This window comes from Streptomyces sp. NPDC059567, assembly GCF_042735655.1.
GTDB lineage: Bacteria > Actinomycetota > Actinomycetes > Streptomycetales > Streptomycetaceae > Streptomyces.
Genome location: NZ_JBHWBS010000025.1, coordinates 59,752 through 79,979, shown reverse-complemented (window position 1 = coordinate 79,979; position 20,228 = coordinate 59,752). Strand labels below are relative to the sequence as shown.

The window sequence follows — 20,228 nt, the reverse complement described above, 5'->3', positions numbered from 1 at the left end:
GGGCTCTTGCCCCGCGGCAACCGCCGCATACTCATGTCCGGGTGCGGGCCGCCTCCGCTCTGACGAAGCGTGCCAGGCGCGCGATGCCGTCCCGGATCTGATCATGCGTCAGATAGCTCACGGACAGCCGGAGGCTGTCCTCGCCACCTCCCTGGGGATAGAAGTACGACATCGGGGTCCAGATGACCCCGAACTCCTGCGCCGCGCGCGTGAGCGCGGCGTTGTCCGCGCAAAAGGGGACAGTGACGGAGAGGAAGAAGCCTCCGCTCGGAGAGTACCACCACCCCCCGAGAGCGGCACCTGGCCATTGGGGTTAGCCCGACTCCAGCGCCTGGAGGGTGACCCGCATCGCGTCGCCGTAGTAGGCGGCCGTGGCCTTGTTGAGCTCGGAGGCGCGGCCGTCCGCGGTGAGCAGCATGCCCGCCACGACGGCCTGGCTGAGCGGCGAGGTGTTCACCGTCACCATGGACTTGATCTTGGTGAGTTCGTCGGCGAGCAGGCTCGTGCGGCCCGACGCGTCGGTGACGGGCTGGTCCGCGATCGCGAAGCCGACGCGGGCTCCAGGAAAGAGCGTCTTGGACAGGGAGCCCAGGTGCAGCACGCGGCGCCCTCGGTCCAGGGACTTGAGGGTCGGCAGCTGCCGGCCGGGGCTGACCAGCCGGTAGGGGCTGTCCTCGATGATCAGGATGTCCTCGCGAGCGGCCAGTTCGAGCAGCTCACGCCGGGTCTCCAGCGGCACCGTCGTGCCCGTGGGGTTGGAGTGGTCGGGGATGATGTAGAAGGCCCGGGGGCGGCGCCCACGGGCCCGTTCGGCGCGGATCGCCGCGGCCAGGTCGGCGCAGCGGAACCCGCCCTCGGCCTCGGCGATCGCGGTCGGGTGGATGTCGAGCAGCCGGGCCGCGCCGGTGATCCCGACGTAGCAGGGGCTGGAGACGAGCAGGACGTCCTCGGGGCCCCGGATCAGCGCCCGGACCGCGAGGAGCATGGCCTCCTGGGCTCCGACCGTGACCACGACCGACTCCGGGGGCACGTCGATGCCCTCGTCCTTGCGCAGCGAGTCGGCGATCAGCTCGCGGATCTGGCCGCTGGTGGGTCCGTACTGGAACAGCGCGGAGCGCACCTGTTCGGGCGTGGCGCCCCCTGTCTCCAGGTGGTCGAGGTAGCGGCGCAGGTACGTGAAGATCTGCTCGGTGTCGTAGAACCCCTCGTAGGGGCGCCCCGGCGCGAAGGAGACCGCGTCGGGGTAGTGAGTGGTGATCTCGTTGAGGAACGTCATCGTGCCCAGGACCGGGTCCGAGACACTGCCGTGCAGGTCCTCCGGGCGCAGGCCCGAGGGTCCGGGGTTGTGCACCGGGCGGGCTGGCACGGCTCGTCCGCCGACGAGCTCCGGTCCGGCGTCGCGGACCGAGCCGATGCCGGTGAGCGCCATCGCCTCCGTCAGCTCCTCCGTGACCAGGGCCAGGACGTCCTCGACTCCGCGGGCCCCGGCCACGGCCAGGCCGTGCAGGACGGGGCGGCCGAGAAGCACCCCGTCGGCACCGGACGCGAGCGCGGCGAGCACGTCGGCGCCGCGCCGGATGCCGCCGTCGACGAGGAGCGGGCAGGCTCCGGCTACGGCCGCCGCGATCTCCGGCAGGACGTCGAGGGTGGCCGGGGCGCCGTCGAGCTGGCGCCCTCCGTGGTTGGACACCACGATGCCGTCGACGCCCGCCGCCAGCGCCCGCCGGGCATCGTCCGGGGAGAGGATCCCCTTGACCAGGATGGGCAGCGAACTGACCGACCTCAGCCAGGAGATCACCGACCAGTCGAGAGCCGGTTCGAACTCGGTGGCGGCGTGAGCGCTCGGCGAGGAGAAGTCGGCGCCGGACAGGTTGGCGGGCGCGACGCCTCTGGGCAGCCGGAAGCCGTTGCGTACGTCGCGCAGCCGCCGGCCCAGGCGCGGCGCGTCCACAGTGAGCACGAGGGCCTCGAAGCCCGCCTGCTCGGCCCGTTCGACCAGCCGCCGCGTGGTGGCCCGGTCGCGGAAGCAGTAGACCTGGAGCCAGAGCGGGCCCGAGGCCTCGGCCGCGATCTCCTCGAACGTGCGGCTCGCGAAGGTGCTCACGACGAGCGGCACCCCGGCCGCGCCCGCACCGCGGGCGGTGGCGCTCTCGCCGTCGGGGTGGGCGAGCGTGTGGTACGCCATCGGCGCGACCGCGACCGGGGCCGCCCAACCGCGGCCGAGGATCGCGGTCTTGGTGTCGGGCGTACCCCGTCCGGTCAGTACCCGGGGGCGCAGCGACACCCGGTCGAAGGCGGCGAGGTTGGCGGCGAGGGTACGTTCGTCACCCGCGCCGCCCTCCAGGAAGTCCCACACATCGGGCTCGACGACCGAGCGCGCTCCGGCCGCGTAGTCGGCCAGGGTGACCGGGGGCGCGGCGGTAGGGTCGGTGGCGCTCATCCTGCGGTCAGCCGCTCGCGCTCCACCGCTTCGTACAGCGCACGGATGTTGGAGCTGCCGAAGCCGCGCGAGCCCTGGCGCTGGATCAGCTCGAAGAAGAGCGTGTTGCGCTCGTACGGGGAGCGGCTGAAGAGCTGGAGCAGGTGTCCCCACTCGTCGCGGTCGGCGAGCACCTGGGTCTCGCGCAGCTCGCCGACGATCCCGCGCAGCTGCTCGAACCGCTCGACGAGCAGGTCGTAGTACGTGTCGGGCGTGGTCAGGAAGTCGATCCCGCGGTCCCTGAACTCCCGCACGGCCGGAATGATGTCGTCGACGAGGAACGCCAGGTGCTGGACCCCCGGGCCCCCGTTGCGCTCCAGGAACGCGTCGAGCTGGCCGGGATCCTTGGCCGGGTCCGGCGCGACGAGGGTGAAGGTGACGCCGCCCGACCCGCTGCGCACGACCACGGAGTCCATGGCCTGGCCGCCGACGGTGACGTACTCGGAGTAGAAGCGGGAGAACCCGAAGGCCTCGCGGTAGAAGTCCGCGTACTCGCCGAGCGAGTCGCCGTCGAGGCAGACCGCGATGTGGTCGAGGAGCCGGATCCGTCCCTGCGGGCGACCGGCGCCCGCCACGGGTATCCAGTTACGGCCGGGCGGCAGCTGGTCGGCGGGTCCGCCGACCGCGGGGACGAGGGTGTGCACCACGTTGCCGAACCCGGACACGACCGTGCTGCCGTGCGGGGAGCCGACCGGCTTGGCGCCCGCGAGGAGCGCCGCTTCCCGGGTCGCCGCGACGTCGTCGCAGGTCATGGCGATGTCGGCGATGCCGTCGCCGTGCTCGTCGAGGAACTTCCACAGGCCCCGCCCCGAGGTGACGACGATCTGTACGTCGCCCTGTCTGAGCAGGATGGAGCTGCGGTCGACCTCCACCGAGTCGGCGACGCGGGTGAAGCCCATGGCGGACTCGAAGTAGTCGACGGCAGCGAGCTTGTCTCTGGTGAACAGCTCCACGTATGCCATGTCTTGCACAACCACGGGAAAGCCTCCTGTTGCCGGGGGCGGGGCACCCACGCCGCGCTGTGCGGCCGTCTGGGGGTGCCCCGCCCGAGAGTTGTCACATGCGTGGTCAGGCAGCGGCTACCAGCGCCACTCCTGCTGCTTGAAGAGGTGACCGGCCTTGATGTCGCGGTCCTTGCACCAGGTCAGGAACTCCTCGATCTGCTTGATCTGGTAGGTGTCCTCGGTGTACGTCGTGGCCATGACGTGGCCCAGCCAGTCCTCCTCGCCCATCGCGTAGACGTACGCCTCGCCGGCGCCCAGCTCGGTCATGATCGCGGCGGCCTGTTCGGCGTTGGAGCCGGACAGCTTCCGGGAGTTGCTCATCTTCTTGGTGACCGGGATGGTCAGCAGGGCCTGGTAGAGCCAGGTCAGCGGAGCGCCGTCGCACTCCATGCCGAGGAACGCGATGTCGGCCCGGCCCAGGTGGTTCTTGATGTAGCGGTAGAGGTTGGGCTCGATGCCGGAGGAGTCGGCGCCGATGAAGACCTTCTTGCCGGCCACCTCCGCCCAGTACGTCGACTTGGCGCGGATGTCGAGGTCGCAGTGCTCGCCGAGGAACGGCGTCGCGGTGATCTTGCCGCCGGGGAACTCCACCTCGTCGAAGTCGTCGACCTCGATCACGTTGAAGCCCTGGTGACGCAGCATCAGCGCCATCGACGGGTCGGCCAGGTTGCCGCGCGAGGAGCGCGGGACGACGATCGCGCCGAGGCGGCCGCGCAGCTGCAGCAGCGTCTCCAGGACGATGTGATCCTGGTGGCCGTGCGTGATCAGGACGAGGTCGATGTAGTCGGGCAGATCGTCCAGTGTGTACCGGTCGGTCTTGTCACTGTCCGCGCTGATGAACGGGTCGGTGACGATGGCGGCTTCGGGCGTCTGCAGGACGAGGCAGGCGTGGCCGAAGTAGCGGATGCGGCCGCCGCTCTCGATGTGGCGGTCCTCGGAGAGGCTCGGCTTGTCGGTGAGCAGGGTGCGCAGCTGCTTGGCCTGGGCATCGTCGAGACCGAGCGCTTCGCGCAGGTGCGCGAGCGTCGTCGGGTGCACGCGGCTCTTGAAGAGCTCCGCGAGGCCCTCGTGGCGGAACGGTATGTCCAGCTCCAGGACGTCGGGCGAGGGAAGACGCGGCGTGCTGAGGATGAACGGGCGCTCGATGCCCGTCTCCATCGACAGCTGCACCGACTGTCGGGCCTCCTGGTAGACGTTGCTCTTGTAGACGACCGGCTCCATGAAACGCATCTGAGCCTGGTTGTCGGTGTCGTACGCGAGCTCGACCAGGCCGCCGAGCTCAGCGGGCAGCTTGGGGTAGAGCGGGGTCAGGTCGAAGCCGGTGGCGTTGGCGCGCAGGATCTCCTGCCCCGCGGCGATCGCCTCGGCGAACTTGAGCATGTCCGCCCGGTCGCGCTTGATCGCGGCGAGCAGGTCACGCACCTCGTCGGCGCGCTCCTCCGGGATGTTGATGAAGTAACCACCGCGCAGTTCCGGGTTGTTGCTGGCCGCGACGTGTACCTGCGGCGACTGCAGGTAGGACTCGAGCAGCGGTACCTGGAGAAAGGCCAGGTTCATCGCCGCCTGCACCGGCGCGATCGTGTAGGGCCAGGCGAAGAACCTGTCCACAAGCGGCTCGATGATTGCTTTCGACCGCAGAAAAAGCTGCTCGTCAGCCATGAACGCATTCCCTCCAGGAGAACCGAAGACATAGGACCGCCCGGGGCGTGCGCATCAATTGCTCATGGCGCAACAGCGGACCGTGAAGAACGAAAAGGAAACAGCAGGGCTCTGAAGTCCGGCTCCGGTGGTGCCCTGCCGCAGCAGAATGCCCCGGCGCGATCCGTCGCTCAATGCCGGTCGGTCTGAACACCCGCGAGAGGCCGACGGCCCGCTCAAACCGGCGTTCAACCGCCGGTACGGTGCGGTTGAACGCCGGCCGCGGCGGATCGGCGCCCGCTTCGCGCGGTTCCCCGCGTCGTCACGCGGCTATCGGCGCGACGGTCGGTTCGGCGAGGTCGAGGTAGTCGGCGACGGACAGGGCGACCGACAGGTCGAGCCGGCCGGCGTTGAAGTAGATCTCCTCGTGGACGAGCAGGTTCTCGTCGACGAGGAGATCCAGTTCGGACGAGAATGCGAACGGGATGATGGATCCGCTGACGCTGCCGGCCAGCCGCTCGGCCACCTCCCGGTCCGCGAACGACGCCTCCCGCCCGCCGTATCGGTCGGCCAGCGCCGCCAGGTCGACGCGGCGATCGCCGGGGACCACCGCCAGCACGTAGCGCCGTGAGCGCTTGCCCGTGGCCACGCGTACGACGATGGACTTCGCGGCCTGTTCCAGGGGATGTCTTCGCAGTCTGCTGGCGGCCTCCGTGGAGCCTTCGGGTTCGTGGGGAATCATTCGGTAGGAGACCGAGCAGGACGAGAACATCTCGGTGAGCCGTTGGTAGACGTCGGGTCCATCTGTTGCATCAGGGCAGCGGTGCACCATGCCTCCGCGACGGAGAAGAAAAGGGAAAGGGAGAACGTGCCCAGCGGGATCTGACCGCCCGCTCAGTCATGCGCGTACGACTCGTTGCGCACGCGATGATCCGGAGTGTCATCCATCCTAGGAACCCGTGGCGAAACGGGCAGCTGTTCAACCGCTGTTGCACAGCCCCTTGAGACAGAGAGCGGGAAAAGGACCCGGAAAGGGCCCGGAGGAAACACGCGGACAACGACGAAGCCGCCGTCGGACCTCCGACGGCGGCTTTCCGTGTGACGCGTGCGGGTTACTGGTCCCGGCGCTGTACCGCGACCACGGTGACAACGGCGGAGACGAGGCCCCAAGCCGCGTACACCGCCCATGCCCCGCCCTCCGACCACGGGAAGTGCGCGGGCTTCTCCACGACTTCGACCAGCCGCGCCCAGGCGCTGTAGGGCAGCAGGTGATCGACGACGGCCGTTCCGTAGTGGTCGTCGCTCACGGCCATCGGGACGAGCAGCAGCACGGCGAAGCTCACGCCCATGGTGGCGGCACTGGCCCGCACGAGGGCGCCGATCGCCATGCCGACGAGCGCGGCCACCGGGGCGACCAGGGCGGAGGCGAGGAGTGCGGGCACGACGCCCGCGTCGCCGATCGAGAGGCCGGTGTCCCGCCCGGAGAGGATCGCCTGGGTCAGCCAGAAGGAACCGCCGGCGGCGACGAGGCCGAGCGCGGTCGTCACCAGCGTGACGACGAGGACCTTGGCGGCCATCACCGAACGTCGGGCGGGCACGGCGGTGAAGGTCGTACGGATCAGTCCGGTGCTGTACTCGCCGACGACGGTGAGGGCGCCCATCGCGCTGGCGGTCAGCATCAGGCACAGCACGGCGGCGTCGGTGAACGCGTCGAGCATCGCCCAGTTGGGCATGAACTCGGCCTTCTGCTGGGCGCTCCAGCTGGGCCAGTTGCTGTAGTCGTTGTACGCGGTGAACACGTTGAAACCGATGATGGCCAGCGCGCCGCCCAGGAACGCCCAGGGGGTGGAACGCAGCGACCAGAGCTTGATCCACTCGGCGGCGACGAGGTCGCCGAAGCGGGCTCGGGGCTCGGTCGTGTCCACGGACCGCACGGGCGACGATGTGGGGGGAGTGACGGTCGCGGTCATCGGGTGTCTCCTGCTGCGTATTCGACGCTGTCGGCGGTGAGTTCCATGAAGGCCGCCTCCAGCGATGCGGTGTGGGGGGTCAGTTCGTGCACCGGGACCATGCTCCGGAAGGCCAGGTCGCCGATTCGTGAGGCGCTCATGCCGGTCACCGTAAGCGAGTTGTCGGTCTGGGGCTCTACGTGTGCACCCTCATCGGTGAGCACCGCCCGCAGCGCCGCGACGTCGGGCGTGCGCACGCTGACGCTCTGGCGGGTGCCGCGTGCGGCGAAGTCCTTCAGGCTCTCGTCCGCGATGAGCCGGCCCCTGCCGATGACGACGAGGAAGTCGGCGGTGTTCTCCATCTCCGACATCAGGTGGCTGGAGACGAAGACGGTGCGTCCCTCCGCGGCGAGCCGGTGGAACAGGCCGCGCACCCACTTCACGCCTTCCGGGTCGAGCCCGTTGAGCGGCTCGTCGAAGAGCAGCACCGGCGGGTCGCCGAGCAGGGCGGTCGCGATGCCCAGGCGCTGCTTCATGCCCAGGGAGAAGCCGCCGATACGGCGCCCGCCCGCGTCACCGAGGCCGACCTCGTCCAGGACCTCGCCGACACGGCGGCGCGGAAGGCGGTTGCTGACGGCGAGGGCGGAAAGGTGCGCCTGCGCGGTACGGCCTCCGTGGACGTCGTGGGCGTCGAGCAGCGCCCCGACGTGGCGCATGCCGCGGGGGCGGTCCGCGAAGGGGCGCCCGTCGATCAGGACGCTGCCGCTGGTGGGGCGGTGCAGCCCGAGCATCATGCGCAGGGTCGTGCTCTTGCCGGCGCCGTTGGGCCCCAGGAATCCGGTGACATGGCCTGGGCGCACGGTGAAACTCAGGTCACTGACAGCGGCCTTCGGACCGTAGCGCTTCGTGAGTTCGTTTACTTCGATCATGCGCTTTATCGTGGCCCGAGGCCGCCCTGGGCGTCATCGGCCCACCGCGGACAATCTCCGAGCGCTTCTGTCGACCACGGTTGTACAACCCTGGGTCGATCCACCGCCCCGCATGGCCCCGTTACCATCGGTGCCATGCTGGACACTCCCCGTCTCTCGCCGCTGAAGCGGGTCCCGCCGGGCATCTGGACGGGAGCCGCCTGGTGCGCGGCGGCGCTGTACCCGCTGGTCCTGTCGCCGTCGGTCGCGCCCGGTGCGGCGGCCTCGCGCGTCGGCCTGACCCCCCTCTGGGGGCAGCTGTTCCTCGCCCTGTCCACCGCGCTGGCCCTGGCCGGCTGTGCGCTGCTCGTACGCCGTCCCTGGCCGGGGTTCGTGCTCCTGCTCGCCGGGACGGGCGCCTTCACGGCCGCGTGGCGGCAGTGGGAGATCCCTCCGCTGCAGTTCCTCTCCGTCGACGTGGCCCTCGCCTTCGTCGCCGCTACTCACCCGCGCCGCTCCTCTCTTCCGTTCGCCGGGGCGGCACTCGCCGTCCTCTCGCTCTGTCTGACCGGACGGCTGCTGTACGGAGAGGAGGGCGGGACGCCGTCGGAGCCTTATGTGGCGCTGACCGTCGTCGTCGCCTGGTTGGTGGGCAATTCCGTGCACCAGTCGCGCGACTACGCCGAGAAGCTTCGCGCCCAGCTCGCCGCGCAGGTGGCCGCCCGCGCGGTGAGCGCGGAACGGCTGAGGATCGCACGGGAGTTGCACGACATCGTGGCCCACAGCATCGGCATCATCGCCCTCCAGGCCGGTGCGGCGGCCCGGGTGGTCGACTCCCAGCCGCAGAGTGCGCGCGAGGCGATGCTCGCCGTGGAGAGCGCGGGCCGGGAGTCCCTTTCGGGGCTGCGGCGGATGCTTGGCACCCTGCGCGAGGCGGACCTGGCGGACGGCGACGGGGACGCGGCCGGGGCGCCGCTCGCGCCCGTGGCGGGGCTCGCGGACGTGGAGCGGCTCGCCGAGACGACGACGGCGGCCGGGGTGCGCGTGGAGGTGCGCTGGCTCGGTGAACGGCGGCCGCTGCCACCGGAGATCGATCTCTCGGCCTTCCGGATCATTCAGGAGTCGGTCACCAATGTCGTACGCCACGCGCGGGGCGCGGACGCGTGCCTGGTGACCGTCGACTACGGCGCCGGTGGCCTCGCCATCGAGGTCGCCGACCGGGGCCGGGGAGACGGCTCGACGTCCGGTATGGGATACGGTCTTGTGGGAATGCGCGAGCGAGTCGCCCTGCTCCATGGGGAGTTCAGTGCCGCGCCGCGCCCCGGGGGCGGCTTCCTCGTCACCGCCCGTCTTCCCGTACCGAGCAGCGCGACCTCAGGAGCCCGATGACCGTCCGTGTCGTACTCGTCGACGACCAGCCCCTGGTGCGCACCGCGCTGGAGATGGTGATCACCCAGGCGGCCGACCTGGAGGTCGTCGGCCAGGCGGGGACGGGCGAGGAGGCGGTCCGGCTGGTCGCGGACGAGCGGCCCGACGTCGTGGTGATGGACATCCGGATGCCCGGCATGGACGGCATCGAGGCGACCCGCCGCATCACGGAGGGCGGCGACGGCCCTCAGGTGATCGTGCTGACGACGTTCGACGACGACGACTACGTGTACGGTGCGCTGCGCGCCGGGGCGTCCGGCTTCCTCGTGAAGGACATGGCGCTGGACGACATCCTGGCCGCGATCCGGGTCGTGGCGGCGGGCGACGGCCTGATCGCGCCGGCCGTGACCCGGCGGCTGATCAAGGAGTTCGCGCAGCGCCCGGTGGAGACGGCCGCACCCGCACGGATGTTGGGCAGCATCACCGACCGTGAGCACGAGGTGCTGACGCTGGTGGGCCGCGGACTGTCCAATACGGAGATCGCCACCGAGCTGAGCATCAGCGTGGCCACGGCGAAGACCTACGTGACCCGGCTGCTGGCCAAGCTCGACGCGCGCGACCGGGTCCAGCTGGTCATCACCGCCTACGAGACAGGACTGGTGGGCCGCCCGAGGTAGGCGCCACCGGGCAGTTCGTACCACCGTCGGATCTCGCGCTCGGGGTGGCGTACGGCGACGGCCACGGCGGTCCCCGGTCCGGCGGGCAGGTCGGCGAGGGTCCATCCGGGAAGGTCGCCGGTGACGTCGTCGGCGGCCAGGTCGCGTCCGAGCCCGGTGCCGAGACCTTTGAGGTACGCCTCCTTGCGTGCCCAGAGCGTCGCGAACACTCCTGTCCGCGCGCCGACTTCGGCGGCTTCGACGCGGGCACGCTCGCCGGGATGGAGCAGGGGCAGGACCTGCGCCATGGTCTCTTCGGTCGGCTCTGGCTCGACGTCGACGCCGATGGGCTCGACGTCGAGGCCGATCACCACCAGGTCACCGCGGTGGGAGAGCGAGAACTCCGGACCTCCGGAGTGGTCCTGGAGGATGGGCCGTCCGTGCGGTGCGCCGCAGCACGGGCAGGGGTCGCGCCCGAACCGGAGCGCATGGTCCGGCAGGCCGGTCCGGGCGGCAAGGACGGTGCGGAGCGCGATGTGCGCGAAGGCGTAACGGGCGCGGTCCCGCGGGCGGGCGAGCGCGGTGAACCGGGCCCGCTCGGCGGCGTCGAGGACGCTCAGGTCGAGCATGCCGCGCTCCGCGGTCGCGGGGGCCCTCAGGATCCATACCTCGGGGTGGTCGGGTGGGTGCACGGGGCCGACGGTAGACGAGGGCTGGGGCGTCTGGGTACGGCCGGACCTGAACACTCCACCGACCCCATGGTGGTGACGTGCATGCAGACGCGCTGAACTATGGTGTCCCACCACATACGCCGGTGACCTGCGTGTTTCTACGGTGTGGCAACACGAAAACGTCCCCGTACATCCCTGGAAGTGGTGCACATGGCCTCCCCCGCGTCGGCTCCACCCGCCGAGTCGAATCTCAAGCGCATCGTCGCCGCGAGTCTCATCGGCACCACCATCGAGTGGTACGACTTCTTCCTCTACGGCTCGGCCGCCGCGCTGGTCTTCAACAAGCTGTTCTTCCCGGAGTCCGACCCGCTCGTCGGAACGCTGCTCTCCTTCCTGACCTACGCGGTCGGGTTCGCCGCCCGGCCGCTCGGTGCGCTGGTCTTCGGGCACTACGGCGACCGGCTCGGGCGTAAGAAGCTGCTGGTCCTGAGCCTGCTGCTGATGGGTGGCGCGACGTTCGCGATCGGTCTGCTGCCGACCCACGCGACCGTCGGGTCCATCGCTCCCGTCCTGCTGACCGTGCTGCGTCTGGTGCAGGGCTTCGCGCTCGGCGGGGAGTGGGGCGGGGCCGTGCTGCTTGTCTCCGAGCACGGGGACGCCAAGCGGCGCGGGTTCTGGGCCTCCTGGCCGCAGACCGGCGCGCCGGCCGGTCAGCTGCTCGCGACCGGTGTGCTGTCGGCGCTCACGGCGCTCCTCTCCGACTCGGCGTTCCTTTCGTGGGGCTGGCGCATACCGTTCCTGCTCTCCGGTGTGCTGGTCATCGTGGGTCTCTGGATCCGGCTCTCGGTCGACGAGTCCCCCGTGTTCAAGGCCGCGCTGGCCGCCGCCGAGGAGCGCAAGGCCGCTGCCGCCGGTCAGGTCGAGAAGTTGCCGCTGGTCGCCGTGCTCAAGCACCACTGGCGCGATGTGCTGATCGCGATGGGCGCCCGCATGGCGGAGAACATCTCCTACTACGTGATCACCGCGTTCATCCTCGTCTACGCGACGACCCAGGTGGGCCTCTCCAAGCAGACGGCTCTGAACGCCGTCCTCATCGCCTCCGCCGTCCACTTCGCCGTCATCCCGGCGTGGGGCGCTCTGTCGGACCGGATCGGCCGCCGCCCGGTCTATCTGATCGGCGCGGTCGGCGTCGGCGCCTGGATGTTCCCGTTCTTCATGCTGATCGACTCGGGCACTTTCGGCTCGCTGCTGCTCGCCGTGACCGTCGGCCTGGTCCTGCACGGGGCGATGTACGCGCCGCAGGCGGCCTTCTTCTCCGAGATGTTCGCGACCCGGATGCGCTACTCGGGCGCCTCCATCGGCGCGCAGTTCTCCTCGGTGGCCGCCGGCGCCCCCGCTCCGCTGATCGCGACGGCGCTGCTCGCCGACTACGGCTCCTCGACGCCGATCGCCCTGTACGTGATCGCCGCCGCGCTCCTGACGATCGTCGCCATCGCGTGCGCCCGGGAGACCCGTAACCGCGACCTCTCCGAGGTGGCCGAGGACGCCTCCCAGGCCGCGACGGCCCCGGTCCGCGCCGACGCCTGACCGCACTGTTCGACGGGGACCGAGCGGCCCCCTCGGCCGAGATGGCTGAGGGGGCCGCTTCGTGCCGTCGGCGCCCGGCTGCCGACATGAGGTGCTTGGAGCCGGGCGTCGGTTCGCGCCGGTCAGCGGGTGACGGCCGCCGACATCGCGTGGAGGCGGAGGGCCAGTTGGATCTCCAGGGCGCGGGACGGGGACTGCCAGTCCGGGCCCAGGAGGCGGCCGATGCGGTCGACACGCTGGGCGACCGTGTTCACGTGGACGTGGAGGTCGTCCTTCGTGCGGGCGGGACTCATGCCGCTCGCGAAGTACGCGTCCATCGTGCGGACCAGGTCCGTGCCGCGCCGCTCGTCGTACGCGACGACCTGGCCGATCGTGCGGTCGACGAAGCCGTCGATGTCCCGGGTGTCGGCGAGCAGCAGGCCCAGGAAGCCCAGGTCCTCGGCGGCGGCTCCCTCGCCCGAGCGGTGCAGCAGGCGCAGGGCGTCCATGCAGCGCCGTGCCTCCTCGTAGGCGGTCGCGACCCGGTCGGGTGTGGCGAGGGGCGAGGCGACAGGGGCCGAGGCGCCCACCGTGACGCTCTCGCGCAGCGCGCCGCCGAGGTGCTTGGCGGTCTGCCGGGCCAACTCGGCCGCGGACTCGCCCGGTCCGAGCGGGAGCAGGAGCACCGTCCCGCCGTCGCGCGCGGAGGCCAGCCCCTGCCGGGTGGCGGCGAGGTGCGAGGCGGCCGACCACAGTCGCTGGCGGTCCGCGCTCTCCCGTACCCCGGCGTCGGCCTCGCCGCCGGAGCCGGTCCGGTCCGTGCGGGCGGCGAGCACGACGTGGGGTGCGTCGACATCGGTACGGAGGCGGGCGGCGCGCTCGCGCAGCAGCCGGCGGTCGCGGTCGGGGGCGTCGAGGAGGTCGTCGAGCAGCTCGCCCCGTACCCGCTGTTCGGCCTCGCCGGCCGAGCGGCGGGCGAGCAGCAGCAGGGAGGTCACCAGGCCGGCGCGCTCCAGGGTGCGCTGGTCGACGGGGTCGAGGTCGGGCTGGTCGTGCAGGACGAGGGCGCCGAAGGTCTCCCCGCCGGCCGAGACGGCCGCCACCCAGCGGTCGCCCTCGCGCAGCGCGTGGCCGTCGGCGAGCCGGGCCGAGTCGAGACCGGCGTCGATGAACTCGACCCTTCCGCCGAGGACTTCCGAGACGGCCGCGGCCACGTCGTGAACGCCGCCGCCGTGCAGCACGAGCTCGGTGAGCCGGTCGTGGACCTCCGAGGCCCGTTCGATCACGGCACTGTGCTCGCGGATGATGTCGTTGGCCCGCTCCAGCTCGGCCAGCGCCGAGCGCGTCTCGGCGAGCAGATTGGCGGTGTCGATGGCGACGGCGGCGTGCGCGGCGAAGGAGCCGAGCAGCGCGACCTGCTCCCGTTCGAAGACGCGGGCGCGCCGGTCCGCGGCGAACAGCACGCCGATCACCTGGCTGCCCAGGGTCAGTGGCACGCCGAGGATGGCGACGAGGCCCTCGTCGCGCACGGCGGAGTCGATGGTGGCGGTGTGCTGGAAGCGGGGGTCGTCGAAGTAGTTCTCGGTGACGTACGGCCGGGCGGTCTGGGCGACGAGACCGCCGAGCCCCTCGCCCATGCCGAGCCGGACCTGCTGGAAGCGCGCCGAGACCGAGCCCTCGGTGACGCGCATGTACGTGTCTCCGGCGCCCGGGTCGTTGAGGCTGAGGTAGGCGACCTCGGTACCGAGCAGGGAGCGGGCGCGCTGGACGATGGCGCGGAGCACGGCGTCGAGGTCGCGCAGTCCCGCGAGGTCGTGGGCGGTCTCGAAGAGGGCGGACAGCTCGGCCTCGCGGCGGCGCCTGCCCTCCAGCTCGGCGCGCACGCGCAGGGCGAGCTGCTTGGCCTGTTCGAGCTCGGCCAGCTCCTCGGGGCCCGCGCCGCTCGCACGGGCGAGCAGCACGGGCCGATCGAAGCCCTCCGTGGCGGCTCCTCGCGCGAGGAGCTCCAGGTAGGAGACCTGTTCTTGGGACATGGACACAGGGATACCTGTCGTAGGGGTGATCGCACCAGCCCTGTGGAAAACCTGTCGTCAGTGCGCGGTCCAGCCGCCGTCGAGGGCCAGGGAGGTTCCGGTGATGAACGACGCCTGCGGCGTACAGAGATAGAGCACCGCCTCGGCGACCTCCTCGGGCTCGATGAGCCGCTTGAGCGCCGAGTCCTTCAGCAGGACGTCGGTGAGGACCCGCTCGGCGGGAATGGCGTGGGCCGCGGCCTGGTCGGCGATCTGCCGCTCGACCAGCGGTGTGCGGACGTAACCGGGGTTGACGCAGTTGGAGGTGACGCCGTGCGGGGCGCCTTCGAGCGCCGCGGTCTTGGAGAGTCCCTCCAGTCCGTGCTTGGCGGCCACATAGGCGGACTTGAAGGCGGAGGCGCGCAGGCCGTGCACGGAGGAGAGGTTGACGATCCGGCCCCAGCCCTGCGCGTACATGTGCGGCAGGGCGCCCCTGATCAGCCGGAAGGGAGCCTCCAGCATCACGGTGAGGACGGTGTGGAAGACGTCCGGCGGGAACTCCTCGATGGGGCGGACGAGCTGGAGCCCGGCGTTGTTCACGAGGATGTCGGTGCCGGCGGCCGCGGCCTCCGCGGCGTCGAGGTCGGTGAGGTCCAGGAGCTGCGGCTCGACGGCGCCGGCGAGACCGTCGGCCGCCTCGACGAGCTCCTCCAGTCCGTCGGCCGCCCGGTCGACCGCTCGGACCCGGGCCCCCGCGGCGGCGAGCCGGAGCGCGCAGGCCCGGCCGATGCCGCCGGCCGCGCCGGTGACGAGCGCCGTGCGACCGGCGAGGTCGAGCATGACGGAGCCGGGCGCGGGGGTGGCGGCGGGTGCGGGGCCCTGTGCGAGTGGTGCCGAGACCTGTGCCGGTGCGGGACCTGATGTGGTGGGGGCGCTCATGTTCCGCACCTTATGAAGCGTCCCACCACCAACCGATGTGTTCAGAACCCATACTTCAGCTCTGGGGCATGGGGTCGAACCATGTGGGTTCGTTGCTGAGCGCCTGCTCGATCCGGAAGTGCGAGAACCGCTTCATCTCCGGCAGGTCGTCCACCTCGAACCAGCCGACGTCCGTGGACTCGTCGTCGTTCACACGCGCTTCGCCGCCGACGGCGCGGCAGCGGAAGGTGACGTCCATGAACTGACACTGGTCGCCGTTGGGATAGACGATGGGCTTGCGCAGGGTCTGGACGAGCACGACCCGCTCGACCTCGCAGCGTACGGCGGTCTCCTCGAACACCTCGCGGACGGCACACGCGGCGGGCTGCTCGCCCGGCTCCACGATGCCGCCGATGATCGACCACATTCCGTTGTCGGTCCGGCGGCCGAGCAGCACGCGGCCCCGGTCGTCGAAGACGACGGCGCTCACACCCGGCAGGAAGAGCAGCTGGTGGCCGGCGCTGGCCCGGAGTTCGCGGATGAAGTCAGGAGTACCCATGCTTCGACCCTAAGCCCCCTCTGGATCAAGAACGCTCACTTCCGATCAGAACCCCTCGGACACGGGGAACCCGAGGCCGGGCGACCCGTGAGCGCGGAACCCGAGGCCGGGCGCCCTGTGAGCGCTCAGGCCTCGCGGCTCCGGCGGGCCCGCACGGCCCGCAGCACCGACCAGCCGAGCCCGGCGGCCGCGACGCCCACCAGGAGCGCTTCGGGCAGCGTGCCCATCCGCGTCGCCGGGGTGAGCGAGGAGCGCAGCGGCACCTTCTCGACCAGGACGTCCGGGGTGAACATCTCCGACCGTGCCACGATCTCGCCGTCCGGCTCGATGATCGCGCTGACGCCGCTGGTCACCGGTACGACGACGGCGCGGCTGTGCTCGACCGCCCGCACCCGCGACATGGCGAGCTGCTGGTAGGTCATCTCGCTGCGGCCGAAGGTGGCGTTGTTGCTCGGTACGGAGATCAGCTGGGCGCCGTGGGTGACGGTGTCCCGCACGGCCCAGTCGAACGCGGCCTCGTAGCAGGTCGCCAGGCCGACCTTGGTGCCGGCGAGGTCGAAGACACCGACCTTGGTCCCCGGGCCGAAGTCACGGCTGACGCGGTCCACGTTGCTGTTGAAGATCCGTACGAAGGACCGCATCGGGATGTACTCGCCGAAGGGCTGGACGTGCCGCTTGTCATATGTGGCGACGGGTCCCTTGTCCGGTTCCCACTGGATCAGGGTGTTGCGGAGCTTCCCCGTGTCCGGCGCGACGACGGCGCCTATCACGGTCGGTACGCCGATCTTCTGCACGGCCCCGCTGATGGCGTCGGCCGCGTCGGGGTTGGCGTAGGGGTCGATGTCGGAGGAGTTCTCCGGCCACAGGACGAAGTCCGGCTGGGGCTTCTTCTTGTTCGCGACGTCCTCGGCCAGTTCCTTGGTGCGGGCGACGTGGTTGTCGAGGACGGCCCTGCGCTGTGCGTTGAAGTCGAGGCCGAGGCGGGGCACGTTGCCCTGGACGGCGGCGACGGTCGCGGTGCCGTCCTCCGCGGAGTCGTCGACGAGCGGCAGCGCGGCGAGGGCGCCGGTGACCGGTACGAGCACGGTGAGCGCGGCCGCCGCGAGCGGGCCGCGCGGGACGACGCCCGTGGCGTGGTACGCGCGGACCTGGCGGACCACCTCGTACAGCCCGAAGCCGCAGAGCGCGACGGCGAAGCCGAGTACCGGGGTGCCGCCGACGGCCGCCAGGGGCAGGAAGACGCCGTCGGCCTGGCCGAAGGCGATCTTGCCCCAGGGGAAACCGCCGAAGGGGACACGCGCGCGTGCCGCCTCGGCGAGGATCCACACCGCGGCGGCGAACACCGGCCAGCCGGGAAGCCGGGAGACGGCCGCGATCCCGAGACCGGCCGCGGCGATGAACAGGGCCTCGACGGCGGAGAGCGCGATCCACGGGAAGCGGCCGACCTCGGAGCCGGTCCAGATCAGCAGGGGCAGCAGGAAGCCGAGACCGGCGAGGTAGCCGAGACCGAAGCCGGCCCGCAGGCGGCGGCCGCGCAGGGTCCAGCCGAGCAGGCCGAAGGCGGGCAGTGCCAGCCACCACAGCGGTCGGGGCGGGAAGCTCAGGAAGAGCAGCACGCCCGACAGCACGGCCGCTCCCGGCCGTACGAGGCGCCGCAGGCCGGACGGACCGGGCTCCGGGGTGGCGGCGGGTCCTGAGGCGTCGACGGGGGTGATCGTGGTGCTCACGTTGCGGAGTCTACGGCGCGTACCCGAGCCCCGAGGACTCCGGCTCCGGCGGCCGACGGACGAGGCCGCGCACGGTGGGAACCCCGGGACCACGCGCCGCGCGGCTGCGCCGCCGTCACCATTCCCTCACTTCTGCCGCAACGTTCCTGCGCATTCGCTCCCCAAACCCCGGCAGCACCGTTACGGTGTCGGCCAGACGGAGCGGGGGGTCGACGGGGATGGCTGCACCTGCGGCTGAGCGGGCCGCCGTGCGTGAGCGTGGGCGGGCACCGGATGTCGCCGGGGTGCTGATCCTCGGCGCCGTCGTGCTGTGGTCGCTCGTCACCGCCACCGGCCGGGACGCCCGCCCCGAGGGCATCCTCCTCGCCGTCCTCGCCCTCGCCGCGGGCTACGCCTGCGGCCGGATCTCGGGCACCCTGCTCCCCGTGGCCGCTGCGGCGACCGCTTCCCTGGCCGCGCTCGGCCTCGCGCTGACCTCCGGGCCGAGCATCCCGGGCGCCACTCCCGCCGGTTCCGTACCTCCCGGTCATACGGGCGCGGCCGCCGCGCTGCTCGTCCTGGCCGCCGGGGCGGCCTGCTGCGCGGCCTCGGCCACCGATTCGGTCCCGGCCCGCCTCCTGATGCGGACACTCGCGCTCGCGGTGGCGGGCGTGGCGCTGCTCCTGGGCTCCGTGGTGGGTTTCGTCGCGGCGCTCGGTGTTCTGCTCTGCTCGCTCGCGGCGGTACGGATGCGGCGCCGGCTCTTCGGACTCGCGGGGCTCGCGCTGGCGACGGGGCTGTTTGTGGGGGCGTCCTGGGCCGTGGCGGAGGAGCGGCTGCCTGAGGGGCTCACGGTCTCCCTGGAGGGGCAGCTGACCCGGCACCGGGTGCTGCTGTGGCAGGACGCGGCCTCGATGGCGAAGGAGAACCCGCTGGTCGGGGTCGGCCCGGAGCGCTTCGGCGCGCTGAGCCCCACCGCCCGGACCACCCTGTACGCCGATGGCAAGCCGCATTCGGCCCCGCTCCAACAGGCGGCGGAGCAGGGGGTGCCGGGAGTCGTCCTGCTGGGCGCGGCGTACGGCTGGCTGGTGTGCGGCCTGTGGACCTCGCCCCGGCGTACGGCGGTGGTCCTGACGGCGGCGGCCACCCTGACCGCCCTGGCGGCGCTCGCCACGGTCGGCAACGCGCTGAGCTTCACGCCGGTGACCGCGGGTGCCGGACTGCTCGCGGGCCTGGCGACGGCCCGCGCGGCACCGGCCCCGACCGACGACTGACGAACGAACCCACCGACCGTCCACCGCCCGACGACGGATCCCCGCCGCACGGCGCCCCGTACGCTCAGGCGCCCGTCGGCCCCGTCGGTGTCGGGGGGCGCAGCCGGTCGCGGATGACGCGGACGCCGAACTCGGCGTCGTCGACCGTGACCGTGAACGTCCGGCCGTCGTCCAGTCTCAGGACCAGCGCCTCGCCTCGGCGGACGATGACTCCCTTGCCCTTCTCGGGGCGCCAGCGGTAGCCCCAGCCGCCCCATTCGTGGGGGGTGACCTTCGCGACGTAGTCGGCGCCGACCACATGGGCGAGCAGGATGCGCCGACGCGGCACTCCTATGTGGCCGCACCGGACCTCCATGGCCCGCTGGTCCACCTTGACCTCGACATGGACGAAGGCGAGCGTCCCGAACAGGACGAGCAGACCCGCGGCGACACAGCCGATCACGGCCATCAGCAGGGCCGCGATGCCGGAGGTCCACGCCGAGTCGACCGCGAGGGTGATGCCGAGCGCCATGCAGGCGGCACCGGCGACCGCGGCCACCCACTGCATACGGTTGGTGGCCCGGCCGATCCACACCTCGGGCAGCGGCGCCGAGATGTCCAGAGGCCGGGGGTGCCGGGGATGTCGGAAATGGTCCCTCATGCGTGGCAGCCTACTCAGGTTCCGCTCGTACGGCGCCCCTGCGGCACCGGGCGGCGCCGCGTCAGCGGGCGGGCGCCGCGGCCCGGAGCAGGCGGCCTTCCGCGTAGCTCAGGGCGGCGGCCGGCAGATCCGAGGTCCGTCCGCTCAACAGCACGGTCAGACCGCCGGACGGGGTCGCGGTGGGCGCGGGCTCGGCGCCGATCCGACGGAGCGCCTGTGCCGCGACTGCCCCCGCGGAGCCGTGGAAAACCACCGGCGGCAGGTCGGCGGACTGCACCGCGGCGCGGATCCGCTCGGCGACCAGTTCGTAGTGCGTGCAGCCGAGCACCAGGGCCCGTACGTCCGTCGGGGTGAGGGCGGCGGCGGCCGCGACGGCCCGCTCGACGGCGTCCGCGTCCGCGTGCTCCACGGCGTCGGCGAGTCCGGGGCAAGGCACCTCGGTGACCTCGGCGCCGTCGGCGAAGTCACGGATGAGGCCGCGCTGGTACGGGCTGCCGGTGGTGGCCGGGGTCGCCCAGATGGCGACCTTGCCGCCCTCCGAGGCGGCGGGCTTGATCGCGGGGACCGTCCCGATCACCGGGATACGGGGCTCCAGCGCGGCGCGCAGCGCAGGCAGGGCGTGCACGGTGGCGGTGTTGCAGCCGACGATCAGCGCGTCGGGCTCGTGCTCCGCGGCGGCCCGGGCGACGGTCAGGGCGCGCTCGGTGAGGTCCTCCGGCGTCCGCGGGCCCCAGGGCATCCCGTCGGGGTCGGAGGAGAGGACCAGATCCGCGTCGGGCCGCAGTCGACGAACCGCCGCCGCTGCCGGGAGCAGGCCGATTCCGGAGTCCATGAGCGCGATCTTCACCCGATCACCCTAGCCGACCACCCTTGCGTCCCC

The 20,228-nt window shown here is 71.7% G+C and carries 17 protein-coding genes; 4 read left to right on the top strand and 13 right to left on the bottom strand.

The features are described from left to right. Positions 1-313: 313 nt before the first annotated feature. The 6 genes from ACFVZW_RS14605 to ACFVZW_RS14580 form a co-directional block, all read right to left on the bottom strand. Positions 314-2,440: an aminotransferase class I/II-fold pyridoxal phosphate-dependent enzyme gene (locus ACFVZW_RS14605; protein WP_384520815.1), complete on the bottom strand. Its 2,127-nt coding sequence runs from the start codon at positions 2,438-2,440 to the stop codon at positions 314-316. Next, on the bottom strand, positions 2,437-3,456 hold the full coding sequence (gene hppD, locus ACFVZW_RS14600) for a 4-hydroxyphenylpyruvate dioxygenase (protein WP_384520813.1): 1,020 nt from the start codon (positions 3,454-3,456) through the stop codon (positions 2,437-2,439). Before hppD ends, ACFVZW_RS14605 begins: the two co-directional genes overlap by 4 nt. Before the next feature lie 102 nt (positions 3,457-3,558). Next, complete coding sequence (locus ACFVZW_RS14595) at positions 3,559-5,142, bottom strand: MBL fold metallo-hydrolase (RefSeq protein WP_384520811.1); 1,584 nt, start codon at positions 5,140-5,142, stop codon at positions 3,559-3,561. A 301-nt stretch (positions 5,143-5,443) separates the two neighbouring features. Continuing rightward, the gene (locus tag ACFVZW_RS14590) at positions 5,444-5,863 is read right to left on the bottom strand and encodes a YbaK/EbsC family protein (protein WP_384520809.1); all 420 of its coding nucleotides are present in this window, start codon (positions 5,861-5,863) and stop codon (positions 5,444-5,446) included. 370 nt (positions 5,864-6,233) lie between these two features. Further along, the gene (locus ACFVZW_RS14585; protein WP_384520807.1) at positions 6,234-7,091 is read right to left on the bottom strand and encodes an ABC transporter permease; all 858 of its coding nucleotides are present in this window, start codon (positions 7,089-7,091) and stop codon (positions 6,234-6,236) included. Then, the gene (locus tag ACFVZW_RS14580) at positions 7,088-7,999 is read right to left on the bottom strand and encodes an ABC transporter ATP-binding protein (RefSeq protein ID WP_384520805.1); all 912 of its coding nucleotides are present in this window, start codon (positions 7,997-7,999) and stop codon (positions 7,088-7,090) included. Before ACFVZW_RS14580 ends, ACFVZW_RS14585 begins: the two co-directional genes overlap by 4 nt. A 135-nt stretch (positions 8,000-8,134) precedes the next feature. On the opposite strand from ACFVZW_RS14580, the gene ACFVZW_RS14575 reads away from it, so the two are divergent. Both ACFVZW_RS14575 and ACFVZW_RS14570 read left to right on the top strand, forming a co-directional pair. Beyond that, positions 8,135-9,367, top strand: a complete 1,233-nt coding sequence (locus tag ACFVZW_RS14575; RefSeq protein ID WP_384520803.1) for a sensor histidine kinase — start codon at positions 8,135-8,137, stop codon at positions 9,365-9,367. Next, positions 9,364-10,023, top strand: coding sequence for a response regulator (locus ACFVZW_RS14570; RefSeq protein ID WP_384520801.1), 660 nt, complete (start codon positions 9,364-9,366; stop codon positions 10,021-10,023). The genes ACFVZW_RS14575 and ACFVZW_RS14570 overlap by 4 nt, the downstream gene beginning before the upstream one ends. On the opposite strand, the gene ACFVZW_RS14565 is transcribed toward ACFVZW_RS14570, so the two are convergent. Beyond that, the gene (locus ACFVZW_RS14565) at positions 9,990-10,694 is read right to left on the bottom strand and encodes a 4'-phosphopantetheinyl transferase family protein (RefSeq protein WP_384520800.1); all 705 of its coding nucleotides are present in this window, start codon (positions 10,692-10,694) and stop codon (positions 9,990-9,992) included. The genes ACFVZW_RS14570 and ACFVZW_RS14565 overlap by 34 nt on opposite strands. 189 nt (positions 10,695-10,883) lie before the next feature. On the opposite strand from ACFVZW_RS14565, the gene ACFVZW_RS14560 reads away from it, so the two are divergent. After that, entirely contained in the window at positions 10,884-12,260 is a 1,377-nt protein-coding gene (locus tag ACFVZW_RS14560) for an MFS transporter (protein ID WP_384520798.1), read from the top strand. Positions 12,261-12,382: 122 nt separating this feature from the next. Here ACFVZW_RS14560 and ACFVZW_RS14555 read toward each other — a convergent pair whose 3' ends face one another. The 4 genes from ACFVZW_RS14555 to lnt all read right to left on the bottom strand — a co-directional run bounded on the left by ACFVZW_RS14555 (position 12,383) and on the right by lnt (position 17,455). Beyond that, complete coding sequence (locus tag ACFVZW_RS14555) at positions 12,383-14,272, bottom strand: helix-turn-helix domain-containing protein (protein WP_384520796.1); 1,890 nt, start codon at positions 14,270-14,272, stop codon at positions 12,383-12,385. 57 nt (positions 14,273-14,329) lie between these two features. Beyond that, on the bottom strand, positions 14,330-15,091 hold the full coding sequence (locus tag ACFVZW_RS14550; protein WP_384520824.1) for a 3-hydroxybutyrate dehydrogenase: 762 nt from the start codon (positions 15,089-15,091) through the stop codon (positions 14,330-14,332). Between the two features lie 154 nt (positions 15,092-15,245). Next, positions 15,246-15,728, bottom strand: coding sequence for an NUDIX domain-containing protein (locus ACFVZW_RS14545; protein WP_384520794.1), 483 nt, complete (start codon positions 15,726-15,728; stop codon positions 15,246-15,248). 125 nt (positions 15,729-15,853) lie between these two features. Then, positions 15,854-17,455, bottom strand: a complete 1,602-nt coding sequence (lnt, locus tag ACFVZW_RS14540) for an apolipoprotein N-acyltransferase (protein ID WP_384520792.1) — start codon at positions 17,453-17,455, stop codon at positions 15,854-15,856. Between the two features lie 218 nt (positions 17,456-17,673). On the opposite strand from lnt, the gene ACFVZW_RS14535 reads away from it, so the two are divergent. After that, a complete protein-coding gene (locus tag ACFVZW_RS14535; RefSeq protein WP_384520790.1) occupies positions 17,674-18,708 on the top strand; it encodes an O-antigen ligase family protein in 1,035 nt (344 codons plus the stop codon). 64 nt (positions 18,709-18,772) lie between these two features. Here the strand turns inward: ACFVZW_RS14535 and ACFVZW_RS14530 are convergent, their stop codons facing one another. After that, positions 18,773-19,348, bottom strand: coding sequence for a hypothetical protein (locus tag ACFVZW_RS14530; protein WP_384520788.1), 576 nt, complete (start codon positions 19,346-19,348; stop codon positions 18,773-18,775). Between the two features lie 61 nt (positions 19,349-19,409). Further along, on the bottom strand, positions 19,410-20,195 hold the full coding sequence (locus ACFVZW_RS14525; protein WP_384520787.1) for a glutamate racemase: 786 nt from the start codon (positions 20,193-20,195) through the stop codon (positions 19,410-19,412). Positions 20,196-20,228: the final 33 nt, after the last annotated feature.